Here is a 15,085-nt window from a genome sequence, read left to right on the forward strand (position 1 = left end):
CTTACCAATTATCAATGAAATATTTTCGATCGATCAATCAGTAAAAATCCACACAAGTTGTTCTTCATATTCTCTTAATGATCTCTCTAATACCTCGTCAGTACTAGATGATGGACTTCAATAAACTCAACAACTTAGCACTGCGTGCTTCGTTCGTTTCCGTCTATCTCGTCGGTATGGGGTGCATTCTAGACTATTTCAAAATCATTGCAACCCCTTTTTTTATGATTATCTTCTAGGTGTTTTATTTTTATGCATCACTTTGGATCATTATTATTCAATAAAACTCATAAGCACATAAATTTAAAGTAAAAAAACTAATTTCAAGTTTATGTGCTATTTTTCACTTATTTTATCTTTTTTATTTGCATATTCGTAATTAGTACTGGTTTTTCAGGAACATTTTGATGCATTGCATACTGTGAGGTTGAAACCATGGCAATTTTATCTACTACATCCATTCCTTTAGTCACCTTTCCAAATACAGCATAGCCATCATTAACTGTAGTTTTATTTAAATGCGGATTATCTACTAAGTTAATAAAAAACTGACTCTTCGCAGAATCTGGAATATTCGTTCTTGCCATTGCTAAAGTTCCACGCTCATTAGACAACGCATTATAAGATTCATTTTGAATAGGAAATCGAGTTGATTTTTCTATCATCTGTTCATTAAAGCCACCAGCTTGAATCATAAAACCTGAAATAACTCGGTGAAAAATCGTGCCATTATAAAAATTTGACTTTACATACTGTTCAAAATTTTTAGTCGAAATGGGTGCTTTATCATTAAAAAGCTCAATTTCAATAGGACCCATGTTCGTTTCCATAAGGATTTGAGTGTTCTCAGCATATAAATTACTACTTATTACTGTTGCGACCACTGCCATCAATACCGTATTTTTTAGCATAATAAAATCTCCTGATTTATCTTCACAAACTATAATAAAATTAAAGTGATATATTTATTTTATTTCTAAGGAAAAAATCTTCCAAATATAAAAGAGTCCTCTAAAAAAACCTTCTTGCTGATCCCAAAATTGTCGAAATTCTTTAAAAATTTCAATTGAATATTTTTTAGAACGATTCGATATAGGAGTTAAATTTATAAAACCATGCGTTTGATCTATATAGTTTTTATAAAAAATTTTCACTCCACTGTATTGTAAGCGGTGTGCATAGATCTCACCTTCATCATGTAAAACATCATGAGTGACTGTCACAATAAAAGCAGGTGCAATATTTTTTAACTGTCCAAACATGGGGGAAACTAAAGGATGATCTAGTTCTATCTGAAATTTTTTAACATATTGCTCTGTCATCATTTCAACATCTTGACCTGTCAAAAATAAGCCTTCTTTATATGCGTAATATGAAGGATATTTATTTTTAAAATCAGTTTTAGGATAAATTAATAATTGTGCACATGGCACATGATTTTTTTTCAAACTTTTTTGCGCAATAACCGTTGCAATATTTCCACCAGCACTATCGCCAGCAACCGCAATTCTATTTTTAAGAATTTTTAAATTTTTTCTATTTTGATAAGTCCACGCTAATGCATCTTCACAAATTTGAATGATTTTTTCTGGTCCAACCTCTGGCGCTAAAGGGTATTCAATACTTAATACTTGTACATTTGCGTTAATTGCAAGTAACCAACAGACCTCATCATATGAATTTACACTACCAAATATAAATCCTCCTCCATGATAATAAATGACCATAGGAAGTTTTTTATGTGGTGCTGGATGATAATGTCTTGCAAATATAACTCCGCTTTGCAAGGGTAAACGTAAATCTTCAACGTGCTTTACTTTTGTTGGTTTAAATTGAATAGAAATCATCTGTTTTTCAAACTGTTCCCGCGCATGGAGAAGATCTGTATCAATTAATTTTGTTTTACCTTGTTTATGTTCTATCGCTAATATGCATTTTATATAAGAATCTAATTGTGGATATTGATAAGAATAAGATAAAACATCCGCTAAAGACGTTTGCAGCCGCTTAGGCAAATGATCTAATACTCGAGCAGTAACACCATGCTTCCGATTTAATATTTTTTGGAATAGCATTTTATTATCTCCAATCATCCACAAAATTATAAGCAATATTTTATAATCACTAATTTATTCTACTTTTATTTCATGGTTTGTATTAATTTGAAAAACTTAAAGTAATTTCTTTCTTTTCTTGATCATTTTCATTTTATCAATAAAGATAAATCACAAGAAATATAATTAAAAAGAGCTTATCCATTGCTGAATAAGCTCTATACAAAAACTTCTAACAAGAAGAAACAACAGCGCGATAAAACCTTAAAATTTCATTTTAAAAATTCATAAATAAAAAGATAATTCAAATAAAACCAACCAATAAAAAACTTCTCTTGTGTTTTTATAGGAAAAATAATCTCTATTGATCAAGAGAAAAAATTTAAACATGATTGGTTAAACTAATAACTAGACTACTATTAATTCATAGCATTACATATTTTCAACTTTTAGTTTTTTAGATAAGTTTCATAAATTTGCCTATTTTTTTCAATTATTGATGTAATTGGTATCATTAATATTATTACCTTTTTCACTATAGTATTCCTTTTTTTAAAAAATTCAAGTATTCCCTAATTAAATCTATATTTTACGCTTGAATTTTCAAGGTATGCCCCTATTATTTACTGTAATCATGATATTTAAACTCATGGCAGTTTAACATTAACATCGTTAAAGCTGATGCCAATTAAGGACTGTACATGTTTAAAAACCCATTTAAACGGAGTAAATCAATGGCAACTGAGCAAAATGAACAAGCTCAAGATCTTGAGCAAGAACAAGTGAATCCAACTCAAGAATCCAATGAACAATCATTAATTACCGTTGAAAGTTTACAAGAGCAAATTAAACAATTCCAAGATGATTTAAAGCTAGAAAAAGCACGTACAGCAAATGCTGTGTATGAAGCACAAAAAAGTGTTGAACGTATTCAACGCGAATCTGAAAAGCATAAAGATGCGGTATTAGAGAAATTCGCTAAAGCACTTTTAGACTCTGTGGATAATCTTGAGCGTGCAATTCAAGCTGCAGGAGATGAACAAAATCCTGTATTGGAAGGGGTAGAACTCACTTTAAAATCATTGCTCGCAACATTAGAAAAATTTGGTATCACTGTGGTAGACACCGAAAATGGCTTTAATGCTGAACTACATCAAGCGGTAGGTATTGACCCTAATGCCAAAGTCAATGAAATTGGAACAGTTTTGCAAAAAGGTTATAGCTTAAACGGTCGATTGCTTCGTCCAGCAATGGTCATGGTAGGCGCATAAGCCTAAGAAATTCGAGAGTTTGTGAAAAATTTTCTTAAAAAGAACTTGAAAAATTTTGAACGGCTCTCATATCGGATAACAAGTGTAAATCACAAAAGAATTTTTGAGGAAAACATCGAATGGCTAAAATCATTGGTATTGATTTAGGTACAACAAACTCATGTGTTGCTGTTCTTGAAGGCGATAAAGTTAAAGTAATTGAAAATGCTGAAGGTGCACGTACAACTCCATCTATTATTGCATATAAAGATGGTGAAATTCTTGTCGGTCAATCAGCTAAACGCCAAGCAGTCACTAACCCTAAAAATACATTATTTGCAATTAAACGTTTAATTGGTCGTAAGTATCAAGATCAAGCTGTACAAAAAGATATTGGACTTGTTCCTTACAAAATTATCAAAGCAGATAATGGTGATGCTTGGGTAGATGTAAACGATAAAAAACTTGCACCACAACAAATCTCAGCTGAAATCTTGAAAAAGATGAAGAAAACAGCAGAAGATTATTTAGGTGAAACAGTGACTGAAGCTGTTATTACTGTTCCTGCATACTTCAATGATGCTCAACGTCAAGCAACAAAAGATGCAGGTAAAATTGCAGGCTTAGAAGTTAAACGTATTATCAATGAACCAACTGCTGCTGCACTTGCATTTGGTATGGATAAAAAAGAAGGCGATCGTAAAATTGCAGTTTACGATTTAGGTGGTGGTACTTTTGACGTATCAATCATTGAAATTGCTGACTTAGATGGCGACCAACAAATTGAAGTATTATCTACAAATGGTGATACATTCTTGGGTGGTGAAGACTTTGATAATGCACTGATTGAATATTTGGTTGAAGAGTTCAAAAAAGAGCAAAGTGTAAACTTGAAACAAGACCCACTTGCACTTCAACGTTTAAAAGAAGCTGCAGAAAAAGCAAAAATTGAGCTTTCTTCTTCAAATGCAACTGAAATCAACTTGCCTTATATCACGGCAGATGCAACTGGTCCTAAGCACTTAGTGATCAATGTAACACGTGCAAAACTTGAAGGTTTAGTCGCAGATTTAGTTGCTCGTACAATTGAACCATGTCGAATTGCACTACAAGATGCGGGACTTTCAACGTCTGAAATTTCTGACGTTATTTTAGTCGGCGGTCAATCTCGTATGCCACTTGTACAACAAAAAGTACAAGAATTCTTTGGTAAAGAGCCACGTAAAGATGTAAACCCTGACGAAGCAGTAGCAATGGGTGCTGCAATTCAAGGTGCTGTATTGTCTGGTGATAAAACTGACGTACTTCTTCTTGACGTAACACCATTAACACTTGGTATTGAAACAATGGGTGGTGTACTCACTGCAATTATTGAGAAAAATACAACGATTCCTGCAAAGAAATCTCAAGTATTCTCAACTGCTGCTGACAACCAACCTGCTGTTGATATTTCAGTATTCCAAGGCGAACGTAAAATGGCTCAACAAAATAAATTGTTGGGTAACTTCCAATTAGGCGATATTCCACCTGCTCCACGCGGTGTGCCACAAATTGAAGTATCATTTGACATCAATGCTGATGGTATCTTAAAAGTATCTGCGAAAGATAAGAGCACTGGTAAAGAGCAATCAATTCAAATTAAAGCAAACTCTGGTTTGAGTGATGCTGAAATTGAAGCAATGATTAAAGATGCTGAAGCAAATGCTGAAGAAGATCGTAAATTTGAAGAACTTGCTAAAGCGCGTAACGAAGCAGATGCTTTAGTTGCTTCTGCAAATAAAGCAGTTAAAGATCTTGGCGAACAAGTCACTGCCGATGAAAAAACTGCGATTGAGACTGCTGCATCAGAGCTTGAAGCATCAACAAAAGAAAATGATGTTGATGATATCAAAGCAAAAACTGAAACGCTTCAAAATATCATTATGCCGATCACTCAACGTGCTTATGAGGCAGCTCAAGGACAAGGTGGTGCTCAAGGTTTTGATCCAAATGCATTCCAAGGTGATGCTGCTGGTCAACAACAAAAAGCAGATGATGGCGTTGTAGATGCTGAATTTACTGAAGTGAAAGATGACAAGAAATAATTTGTCTACTTATCAGTAAAATTAAAGGTCACGTTTAACGTGACCTTTTTTATATCCAAAATTTATAAGTAGATTATTCCGCAATACTATAATAATTAAAGGATTAATCTAATATCGATAATCATAGTGAAAAATAATCAACTAAATATCACTTTAAACAAAAACAACACAACATACATTTTTTAGTTATATGTGTGATTAATATCAATTTATTTTAATTTTTTTTTATAACTCTTATGCGTTTACTCTATACAAACAAAAAATAACTATGTTAGGTTTTAATAAGTATATTTTTTATACAAATAAAACGATAACAACAACAAATATTTTATAAAAATAAGGTGAAAAAATGAAAACTATGTCTAAAGGCATCATTCTATGCTTCAGCTTACTCGGTTCCATGCAACTGTATGCAGCCAATGAAATTACCATTACTGGGCGTGTCATTGATTCTACTTGTACACTTACTGGTACGACAGGAACAAATACTGGTAGCAATAATATTGGCGTGTTGCTCGATACAGTGCCCGCATCGTCATTTACTGGACTCAATAGTACATTGGCAACAAAACCATTTAGTTTACAACTCACGCAAAGTAATGGTACAGCTCCTTGCGATAGTGTCAGTATTGCTGGGCTTAAAGGAATTAGCTTAAGCGTTGCATCTAGTGGATACATCAATTCATCGACTCTTCTCAATACGGCATATACTGGTCCAAATAATCGTGTAAATCTGCAAGTCTTAACAGATAACGATATCCCCGTAACCTTTGATACCACTTACCCAAATCAACCCAAAAGTGCAGTAAGTAGCACTGGTTTAATTACCTATAAAGCTCGTTACATCTTGTCAGCTACCACAGCAATTGCACAAGATGTGCAAGGTAAAGTAACTTATGTACTTGAATATAATTAAATTTAAATAATTTTTTAATGTTTTGTTGTTAGGGGATGAATGATGATACATCGTACACTGTTATCAATTTATATTTACACAATATCCAGTCTTACTCTTGCTGGTATAACCATTGATGGTACTCGTATCATATTTCCCTCTAACGCAAAAAGTACAAATGTCCAACTTCGGAACACCTTTAATACGCCAGCTTTAGCACAAGTTTGGATAGATAATGGAGATATCAATGAGATTCCAAATAATACGGAAATCCCATTTATACTTTCCCCATCATTGACTCGTATTGAACCACAAAAAGGTCAAATTATTCGGATTATTCCACTTCAAACATCTACATTGCCACAAGATCGAGAATCGCTCTATTGGTTTAATTTATTAGATATTCCACCAGAGAATAATCAGTTTGAAAAAGTAAATAAAATAGATTTCACAGTGAGAACACGTATTAAATTATTTTACCGTCCTACCAAATTAAAAATACAACCCATGGCCGCATATGAAGCACTATTATTCAGTCCAATAACAAATAAGCAAATCGAAATAAATAATCCATCTCCATATTATATTACTATTACCCAAATACAGGGTACAAATAAAAAGCAAGATATTCTTGATGACTCTATTATATTAAAGCCATATGAAAAAAAGCTGATAACTACAAAACATCATCTTGATAGCCCACAAATTGTATATACCTTAATCAATGATATTGGTGTTCCTCAAGAATTTATTAGTAAATATCCTACGTATAAATAGGTAATACTATGCTTAAAAAAAAATACTTAACACTTACAATTATGACTATTTTGCTTATTGAGCAAACATATGCTTTAGAAAACATAGAACAAAATATAATCGCATATAATAATTTAGCGACTTTTGATTCTTCAAATTTATTTGGAAATGATAGAAATATAGATTTATCTCGATTTCAGATTCAAAACTATGTCAATCCTGGTAAGTATCCAGTAAATATAATGCTTAATGAGCAAGACATTGGGCAAGCTGATGTGTTATTTGATCATTTAGATAGTAATCAATCTGCTGTTTTATGCTTAGATCAAGTACTTATAAAAAAATTAAATGTTACCGAGGAAAAACTTAAAAAATTACCCAATAAAGACTGTTTGTTAATTAAAGATATTGATTCCGAAGCCTATTATATATTTGATAAAGCTAATCTTTCATTAAAGTTATCTATCCCGCAAATCTATATAATTGAAAGGCCATTAGGATATGTTGATCCATCTTTATTTAACATGGGAGTAACTTCTGGCTTTTTAGGATATAGTTTCAACTATAATAAAAGCAATAATACAGAAAATAAATATTTAGCACTTTTTGGTGGTATTAATTTACAAGGATGGTATTTTCGACATAGTGGAAGTTTTACTTCAAATAATTCTGGGTTAGGAAACTATATCTCTTCCCAAAATGTATTATATAAAGATATTACTAAAATTAATTCTCGCTTAAACCTTGGACAATTTAATACGAATAATTACAATTTAGATAGCCTACCTATTTTAGGAGTTCAATTAGCTTCTGATATTGATATGTTGCCGTGGTCTCAACGATATTATGCTCCAGAAATTGAAAATGTTGCTCAAACGAATGCTTTAATAAAAATATACCAAAATGGACAAAAAATTTATGAAAAAACTGTTCCTGCTGGACCATTTAAAATTAGAGATCTAACTTCCTATACAGATGGAGATTTAATATTAGAAATTAATGAAACTGGTGGTGAAAAACGAATATTTACTCTACCCTTTCAAAATAATATGAACTTATTAAAAAAAGGGCGAATAAACTATAGCATTGCTGCTGGGCAATATCTTTATCAGCAACGTACTAGTCACGACTATGTTTTTCAAAGTAATTTTAATTATGGTCTCACAAACCATATGACAGGAATATTTGGTATAAATAGTTCCAGAGATTTTTATAGTATACTTTTAGGTAGTGCAATCAGCTCAGCTGTAGGTTCAGTTAATTTCCAAGTTGAAGCACAAAAATCTACAATATTTAATGAAGATCATAACGGCAAAAAATATAGCATAAATTATCGATATAACTGGAAAAAACAGAATTTAACTTTTAATTCTGACTATACTTATTATAATCACGACTATAACAGTCTTTCTAATCATTTATATTTAAGAAATAATAAAGACTATTTTTCAAGTAATTTAAATTTCATTTATTCTTATAATCTAAAAAATACATACGGGTTTTATCTCTCTAAAAGTTTTAAAAATTCAAACTATGGTTATATTAATTTTGGCTATCGAGATAATACATATTGGGATGATAATAAAAACTATCAACAATATATTGCCTCTTACAATAATTATTATAAAAAAATAAGTTATAATTTAAATATCACCAAAACTGCTTATTCCAATAATAATGATGATTTAAGTCTATATCTTTCCTTGAGTATTCCATTACAGTGGAAAAATAAAAATTTTTATTTAAACAATTATATTCAACATGATCATAAAAATGATCAAACATCGTTAAACTCCCAACTCTTTGGATATTTAGGTTCAAATAATGAGCTGAACTACAGTTTAGGCGTACAGCAAAACTTTAACAATTCTGATAACTCTTCATTTGTTGGATTTGCCAATTATCGTCTACCTGAAACGTCTCTTTCATCTACAATTAATCACAGCAATCAAGACACGCAATATTCAATCTCTGCGAATGGTGCCATTGTTGCTCATCCCTATGGTATTTCTTTAACAAATGCATCACCTGAAACATATACAATCATTCACGCTAAAGATGCTAAAGGAGCTAACGTTGAAAATGCATGGGGAGTAAAAGTAGATCGTTTTGGGAACGCAATATACCCACATAATACTCCATATACAATCAATACAATTACATTAAACCCCGCAAATCTTCCACTAAATATATCTCTAGCATCCAATCAAACTCAAGTGATTCCTCGAAAATATAGCGCTCAATTGGCATTATTTGATTCCGTAAAAACATCAAATATTTTATTAACGATTACATCAAAAATACTTCATAAATTACCAATAGGTAGCCAATTATTTAATGATCAGCATCAAGTTATTGGTGTATTAGGACCAACGCAGCAAGTCATTATTGATGATGAAAGTGCTTTAGCACATCCAATGCATTTGGCTTGGGGAGATCAGGAAAATGAATTCTGCTCAATTCCCCCATTAAAAGTAGAAGATGCTAAACCAAACAATATGAATGAATTTAAAATTATCAATGTGGAGTGTAAATAAATGAAAAAAATTCTATTATTCTTATTCTCATTGGTATGTATTCACACATATGCAGATGATGCTGGATGTACACGAAATATAATTGCGAATTATTCCATCCCGACTCAAACAATAACAACATTACCTCAAACTATTCCTTACGGTACGCTTGTTGGTCAACAAATTATCGGGAACTGCATTCTTAATATTTTTGTTCGTTCAGATTTTATTCCAAATTCAACCTTACTCAGTTCAGAAGCGCCTTTTAGCCTTAAAAACAATAATTTTCAAATTACTGGCGGAGGCCCTGGGCTTAATGATAGTGTCATTTTATCAAATGTAAAAAACTACATAATGCAAAATTTTAAAATTACGACATTAGCATTTAAAGATAACTTTAATTCTCCTACCCCCCCAAAAATAATAGTAAATAGCTCAACCACTTACAATATTATACCTGACACTAGCTCTTCCAATTTCACGGTTGAAAATAATGGGGAACTTTATTATCGTGGTAATCAAGGAGCTGGACAAACATCATCAGGAATGAGACTAAATCAATTTGCATTTTCTTTTGACCATACAAAGCCTTCTGCAAGTGTAATAAGTGCCTTACAAAATGCCACACTAGAAATTCCTTTGGGAAATTTACTCACCAAATACTTTATTTCAGGTTCCAGCTCAGACATAACAACAACCAATACAGCTGTTATTCTTAAATTGACCATAAATTTTACTTTACCGACATGTGCAGTAGATGTTCCTGCAACATTAGATATTGGTTCAACAACCATTCAAACTCTAGAAACCAATTCTTTTTCAAATAATACCCCTTTTCAACTCAAGATTATTTGTTCCGCTGCTATTCCAAATCGTACCTTTAAACTCACGGTGCAAGATGCTAATGATTTATCAAACATCAATACAACTGGTATTTTAAAAATTCAGCCAGGATTGGCAAATCCAAGTAATGTGGCTATACGACTGATGAATGGAAGTTCCCCATTTTCAATTGGTAGTCCATTTAATTACGCAACAACTGGAACATCTCCAACACAAACCCAATTTATTTACACACCATCTGCTCAATTATTTAAAATTTCATCACCTGTCACACTCGGTAATGTTGCAGGAAAAGCAAGATTTTTTCTCGATTACGATTAATAAGATGATACTTTTATCATCTTTAGTTTTTTAAAATATATCTTTATTTCTATTAAACTATGAATCATAGTAATAACAAAATTCTTTCTCAAATCTGGGTAATCATGTTGCTCATGACATTTCATGTCCTTATTATGGTATTGTTTAATTAGAGTTTTTATATTTTTACTTATGATTCATTCATGTTATCGTAATGTATGAATAAATTTATGGAGATTAATGTGAGCTATTATCATATCCTTGTAGAAGTGAATGATCACATCAGTACCATTGAACAAACTCGTGATATTGAAATATTTGATATCATTGAAATTCAACCCTATCTCCATTCTATTTTATTGCCGTTTTTCAATGAACAACTGATTGAAGTCGAAGATGAAAATATTGCATACAACGATATTTTACATTTAGAAATTAAACAAACTTTATTACCCATTAAAGACCTTATAGAAGAAGAACAGCGTTTACTCCCAAGTGATACAGATATTACGATCACTGCTTATGAAATTTTTAATAACCGTGATTTAAGTCAAGATGTTACAACGATTATTTTTGATCTGTTAGATGCAGTAAAACTTGCTCCTTAAACATAAAAAAGGTCTGCAAATTGCAGACCTTTTTTATGTTTAATCCATTACTGCATAATAGATTTTGCACTATCATTACGTAACGCATTTAAAATTTGTTGTCCAGCTCGACCTGTAGTCCCTAGGCCTAAACGGATTTGTTCTTGTTGAATCGCTTTACGCGTTTTATCACCAATTAAGCCATCCGCTTCACCAATATCATAACCACGTTGAAGTAAATATGTCTGAATTTCACGGCGCTCCGCACGTGAAGTTCCCGCATCATTTGTTGGCCATGCTCGTACAAAGACACCTTTTCCTTGTAAACGGTCCGACAAATGCGCTATGGCTAATGCATAACTTTCTGCTGCGTTATAACTATAAATTGCATCAAAGTTTCTAAAAACTAAAAATACTGGACCATTTGCACCAGAAGGTGCAAGTAAACCAGCTTGACTATTATCTGATAAATTATCTTGAATTAAAGGTGTACCATCAATTCGTGTTACACCTCTTGCAACCCAAGTTGACAATGCTTTTTTATTTCGACGACCTTCACCATCAATAGGCATACCTTGTGGAATTTGAACTTCAAATCCCCATGGTTGCCCAGTTTGCCAGCCCCGTTTTTTTAGAAAATTAGCTGTCGATGCTAATGCATCTGTTGTGCTTGAAACTAAATCTCGTCGACCGTCCCCATCAAAATCTACAGCGAGCTCTTCATATGTAGAAGGCATAAATTGTGTATGTCCAAATGCACCTGCCCAAGAACCTTTAAGTTGATCTTCCGTTAAATCTCCACGTTGTAAAATTCGCATTGCAGCAAAAAATTCACCACGGAAATAACTTTGTCGACGCCCTTCACAGCTTAATGTGCCTAAAGATTGTAATAAAGGATATTTTCCTGAAATATCTCCAAAATTACTCTCAACGCCCCAAACAGCAACGACAGTTTCAATCGGAACGCCATAAGCCGCTGACACACGATTAAGTACATCACGATGTTGTTGAATTTTTTGTTTTCCAGCTACAACACGTTCTTCATCTACCAATCCAGATAAATAATCCCAGATTGGCGTTGAAAATTCAGGTTGAAAATTTAATTTCTCAATAACCGAATAATCAGGTGTTAAATTTTGAGTATAACGATCATAAGTCGTTGCAGAGACACCTGCAGCAATCGCTTGGCTACGTAAATTAGCCAAACAAATCTGAAATTTGTTTTGTGAATTATTATTGACGTTATTCTCTATATTGGCGACAGATATAGATCTGTCTGATTTACCATTAATAATTAATTCTGCATGCAATTGAGAAACAGCAAATAGTGAAGATGCACAAAGAAAAGTAATGTAACGCATAAACGACCTAGAATAATTTTAAATTCAAATAGTAAAGTGAAGTTAGCATCATTTGAACAGAAAAGTAGAATAAAATCGTAAATTTAAATTCATAATCACTCTAATTGAATTCATATTTTAGAATTTAAATTTAAAAACCAGAAAAGTTACCCACATCATCTTTTTTAAATTCAAAATCCAATCATAATAAATTTAAATTCAAAGTCGTTCATTTTAAATTTAAAAGACCAATCCAAACTTATCCACAAAAAATAAGCGATGTATATTTTTAAATTTAAATAGCCAAAAATCATACATTTCATATATAAAACAAAATCTTACTAAAAAATTTAGTTTGTTTTTATAACACTTTTTAATTTTTTGATTCAAAATAATTAAATTCATATTTTTATATGATGATTCTTTGAATTTAAATCACCATATTTTGAATTCATATTTGACCTTTTAAATTCAAAAACCATATTTAAATTCATTTCAGCGTCAGTTTAAATTTAAAATGATTTTTTAAATTCATAATTAAAAAATTAAATTTAAAAAAATGAATTCAAAATTTTATGCACTATATAAATCTTCAATACTTGATCACAATCTATAATCGACATGACAAAATGCTTCATTTTTGAAAAGGCGCAATCATGCATGAATTGAAGAAATAAAAAAAGCGACCATATTCATGACCGCTTTTTTTACACTCAAATGGAATCTAAATGTTCATATCTTCGCTAAGTGCCAAAGGATTTGGAAGAATCTTAGCCAATTTTCGACATAAATTTGTCAGTTCATGGCTATCATTTGGCATTAACGTAATATGACCAATTTTACGACCTTCACGTTCAGTCTTATTATAAAGATGTAAATGAGCACCATTTAAAGCCAAAACATCTTCAGACTTTGGATATTGCCCAATAATATTCACCAATACAGTTGGACGAATGACTTCGGTTGAGCCTAAAGGTAAGCCCGCAACTGCTCGAATATGATTTTCAAATTGCGAACATACAGCACCTTCAATAGACCAATGCCCCGAATTATGTACACGAGGAGCCATTTCATTGGCATATAAACCTTGCTTGGTCACAAATAATTCAAGTGTTAATACACCGACATAATTTAAATGATTCAGCAAACGCGTAATATACTCTTGTGCAACGGGTTGTAAATCTGTGCTCTTCGGTGCAGGAACGATTGAATGCGACAAAATTCCATGATGATGATGGTTTTCAGCCAACGGCCACGTTTTGACATCGCCATTTTGCCCACGCACAGCAATAATTGAAACTTCTCGTGAAAATGTTACAAAGCTTTCAGCAATTAATGATTGTGCAGTACCAAGTTCTGCCCAAGCCTGAGTAATTTGATCTTCTGATCGCAAGACAAATTGTCCTTTACCATCATAACCACCTGTTGCTGTTTTTAATACAATAGGTAAACCCAGCTCTGCTACTGCAATTTTTAGGCTTTCAATTGAATCTACTGCTTTATAAGGGGCTACAGGTATTGCTAACTCATCAAACAAAGCTTTCTCAAGCAAGCGATTTTGTGCAATTGCTAAAGCTTGACGAGGAGGGTAGATGCTTTTACTTTTTTGTAGAACATCCACATCACTTAAAGGCGTATTTTCAAACTCAAGGCTAAATACATCTGCACTTTGGATAAAATCGTGTAGTGCATGCTCGGCTTCGCTCGAAAAAACCTGACCTAATGCGGCTGCAGGGCAATCTGCCGTGGCTTCAAAAAAAGTACATTGAATGTTTAGTGGCAATGCAGCTTGCGCCATCATCCGACCTAATTGTCCACCACCAAAAATACCGATGGTTTTATCCATAATATTTGTCCCGTATTATGCTTGACCCGGAATATTTTTACTCGCGACTTTTTCAGTTTGCGCAGCTCGAAAATCTACCACATTTTTTGCAATTTCAGGACGCGTTAAACCTAAAATTTGAGCAGCCATAATCGCTGCATTTGTTGCACCAGCGGGACCAATTGCAAGTGTACCGACTGCGATACCAGCAGGCATTTGCACAATAGACAACAATGAATCCACACCATTTAAAATTGAAGATTTAACAGGCACACCAAGAACAGGTAAATCAGTTTTTGCTGCACACATGCCTGGTAAGTGCGCAGCACCGCCAGCGCCTGCAATAATAACCTGAATACCGCGATCACGAGCCGTTTCTGCATATTCAAATAATCGATCTGGAGTACGATGAGCTGAAACAACCTCTGCTTCAAAAGGGACACCAAGCTGTTTTAGCATATTGGCAGTGTGTTCGAGCGTTGCCCAATCTGATTGAGAACCCATAATAATTCCAACGAGAGGAGTGTCTTGTGAAGCGGCCGCATTCATTGCAAATTTTCCAGAGATTAAAGAAAAAAGAGATAAATCTCGACGAGAGCCAAGCTTTAATAAGAGCCCCATATTATAGACTGATT

General features: G+C 32.8%; 12 protein-coding genes. 7 read left to right on the plus strand and 5 right to left on the minus strand.

From position 1 onward, the window contains the following. Positions 1 to 347: 347 nt before the first annotated feature. Both B9T31_RS16715 and B9T31_RS16720 read right to left on the minus strand, forming a co-directional pair. Positions 348 to 911, minus strand: coding sequence for a peptidylprolyl isomerase (locus B9T31_RS16715; protein ID WP_086183069.1), 564 nt, complete (start codon positions 909 to 911; stop codon positions 348 to 350). A gap of 54 nt (positions 912 to 965) precedes the next feature. Further along, a complete protein-coding gene (locus tag B9T31_RS16720) occupies positions 966 to 2,075 on the minus strand; it encodes an alpha/beta hydrolase (RefSeq protein ID WP_416202549.1) in 1,110 nt (369 codons plus the stop codon). A gap of 713 nt (positions 2,076 to 2,788) precedes the next feature. On the opposite strand from B9T31_RS16720, the gene grpE reads away from it, so the two are divergent. The 7 genes from grpE to B9T31_RS16755 all read left to right on the plus strand — a co-directional run bounded on the left by grpE (position 2,789) and on the right by B9T31_RS16755 (position 11,306). After that, the gene (grpE, locus tag B9T31_RS16725) at positions 2,789 to 3,325 is read left to right on the plus strand and encodes a nucleotide exchange factor GrpE (protein WP_086183071.1); all 537 of its coding nucleotides are present in this window, start codon (positions 2,789 to 2,791) and stop codon (positions 3,323 to 3,325) included. 119 nt (positions 3,326 to 3,444) lie between these two features. Then, the gene (gene dnaK / locus B9T31_RS16730; protein ID WP_086183072.1) at positions 3,445 to 5,388 is read left to right on the plus strand and encodes a molecular chaperone DnaK; all 1,944 of its coding nucleotides are present in this window, start codon (positions 3,445 to 3,447) and stop codon (positions 5,386 to 5,388) included. Between the two features lie 349 nt (positions 5,389 to 5,737). Then, positions 5,738 to 6,304: a fimbrial protein gene (locus tag B9T31_RS16735; protein WP_086183073.1), complete on the plus strand. Its 567-nt coding sequence runs from the start codon at positions 5,738 to 5,740 to the stop codon at positions 6,302 to 6,304. Between the two features lie 39 nt (positions 6,305 to 6,343). Further along, complete coding sequence (locus tag B9T31_RS16740; protein WP_228146077.1) at positions 6,344 to 7,060, plus strand: molecular chaperone; 717 nt, start codon at positions 6,344 to 6,346, stop codon at positions 7,058 to 7,060. 8 nt (positions 7,061 to 7,068) lie between these two features. After that, the gene (locus tag B9T31_RS16745) at positions 7,069 to 9,576 is read left to right on the plus strand and encodes a fimbria/pilus outer membrane usher protein (RefSeq protein ID WP_086183075.1); all 2,508 of its coding nucleotides are present in this window, start codon (positions 7,069 to 7,071) and stop codon (positions 9,574 to 9,576) included. Then, positions 9,577 to 10,719, plus strand: coding sequence for a fimbrial protein (locus tag B9T31_RS16750; RefSeq protein ID WP_086183076.1), 1,143 nt, complete (start codon positions 9,577 to 9,579; stop codon positions 10,717 to 10,719). A 209-nt stretch (positions 10,720 to 10,928) separates the two neighbouring features. After that, entirely contained in the window at positions 10,929 to 11,306 is a 378-nt protein-coding gene (locus B9T31_RS16755) for a hypothetical protein (protein ID WP_171264794.1), read from the plus strand. Between the two features lie 47 nt (positions 11,307 to 11,353). On the opposite strand, the gene B9T31_RS16760 is transcribed toward B9T31_RS16755, so the two are convergent. The 3 genes from B9T31_RS16760 to purE form a co-directional block, all read right to left on the minus strand. Beyond that, complete coding sequence (locus B9T31_RS16760) at positions 11,354 to 12,646, minus strand: lytic murein transglycosylase (RefSeq protein ID WP_086183077.1); 1,293 nt, start codon at positions 12,644 to 12,646, stop codon at positions 11,354 to 11,356. Positions 12,647 to 13,349: 703 nt separating this feature from the next. After that, positions 13,350 to 14,471: a 5-(carboxyamino)imidazole ribonucleotide synthase gene (locus tag B9T31_RS16765; RefSeq protein WP_086183078.1), complete on the minus strand. Its 1,122-nt coding sequence runs from the start codon at positions 14,469 to 14,471 to the stop codon at positions 13,350 to 13,352. A gap of 15 nt (positions 14,472 to 14,486) precedes the next feature. Beyond that, positions 14,487 to 14,999, minus strand: a complete 513-nt coding sequence (purE, locus tag B9T31_RS16770; RefSeq protein ID WP_086183091.1) for a 5-(carboxyamino)imidazole ribonucleotide mutase — start codon at positions 14,997 to 14,999, stop codon at positions 14,487 to 14,489. Positions 15,000 to 15,085 lie beyond the last annotated feature (86 nt).

The organism is Acinetobacter sp. ANC 4558, assembly GCF_002135375.1.
GTDB lineage: Bacteria > Pseudomonadota > Gammaproteobacteria > Pseudomonadales > Moraxellaceae > Acinetobacter.

Coding starts and splice junctions, on each gene's coding strand:
- B9T31_RS16745 (WP_086183075.1), top strand. CDS start 7,069: ATGCTTAAAAAAAAATACTTAACACTTACAATTATGACTATTTTGCTT.
- B9T31_RS16740 (WP_228146077.1), top strand. CDS start 6,344: ATGATGATACATCGTACACTGTTATCAATTTATATTTACACAATATCC.
- dnaK (WP_086183072.1), top strand. CDS start 3,445: ATGGCTAAAATCATTGGTATTGATTTAGGTACAACAAACTCATGTGTT.
- B9T31_RS16750 (WP_086183076.1), top strand. CDS start 9,577: ATGAAAAAAATTCTATTATTCTTATTCTCATTGGTATGTATTCACACA.
- B9T31_RS16735 (WP_086183073.1), top strand. CDS start 5,738: ATGAAAACTATGTCTAAAGGCATCATTCTATGCTTCAGCTTACTCGGT.
- purE (WP_086183091.1), bottom strand. CDS start 14,999: ATGAATGCGGCCGCTTCACAAGACACTCCTCTCGTTGGAATTATTATG.
- B9T31_RS16765 (WP_086183078.1), bottom strand. CDS start 14,471: ATGGATAAAACCATCGGTATTTTTGGTGGTGGACAATTAGGTCGGATG.
- B9T31_RS16755 (WP_171264794.1), top strand. CDS start 10,929: ATGGAGATTAATGTGAGCTATTATCATATCCTTGTAGAAGTGAATGAT.
- B9T31_RS16760 (WP_086183077.1), bottom strand. CDS start 12,646: ATGCGTTACATTACTTTTCTTTGTGCATCTTCACTATTTGCTGTTTCT.
- B9T31_RS16720 (WP_416202549.1), bottom strand. CDS start 2,075: ATGCTATTCCAAAAAATATTAAATCGGAAGCATGGTGTTACTGCTCGA.
- grpE (WP_086183071.1), top strand. CDS start 2,789: ATGGCAACTGAGCAAAATGAACAAGCTCAAGATCTTGAGCAAGAACAA.
- B9T31_RS16715 (WP_086183069.1), bottom strand. CDS start 911: ATGCTAAAAAATACGGTATTGATGGCAGTGGTCGCAACAGTAATAAGT.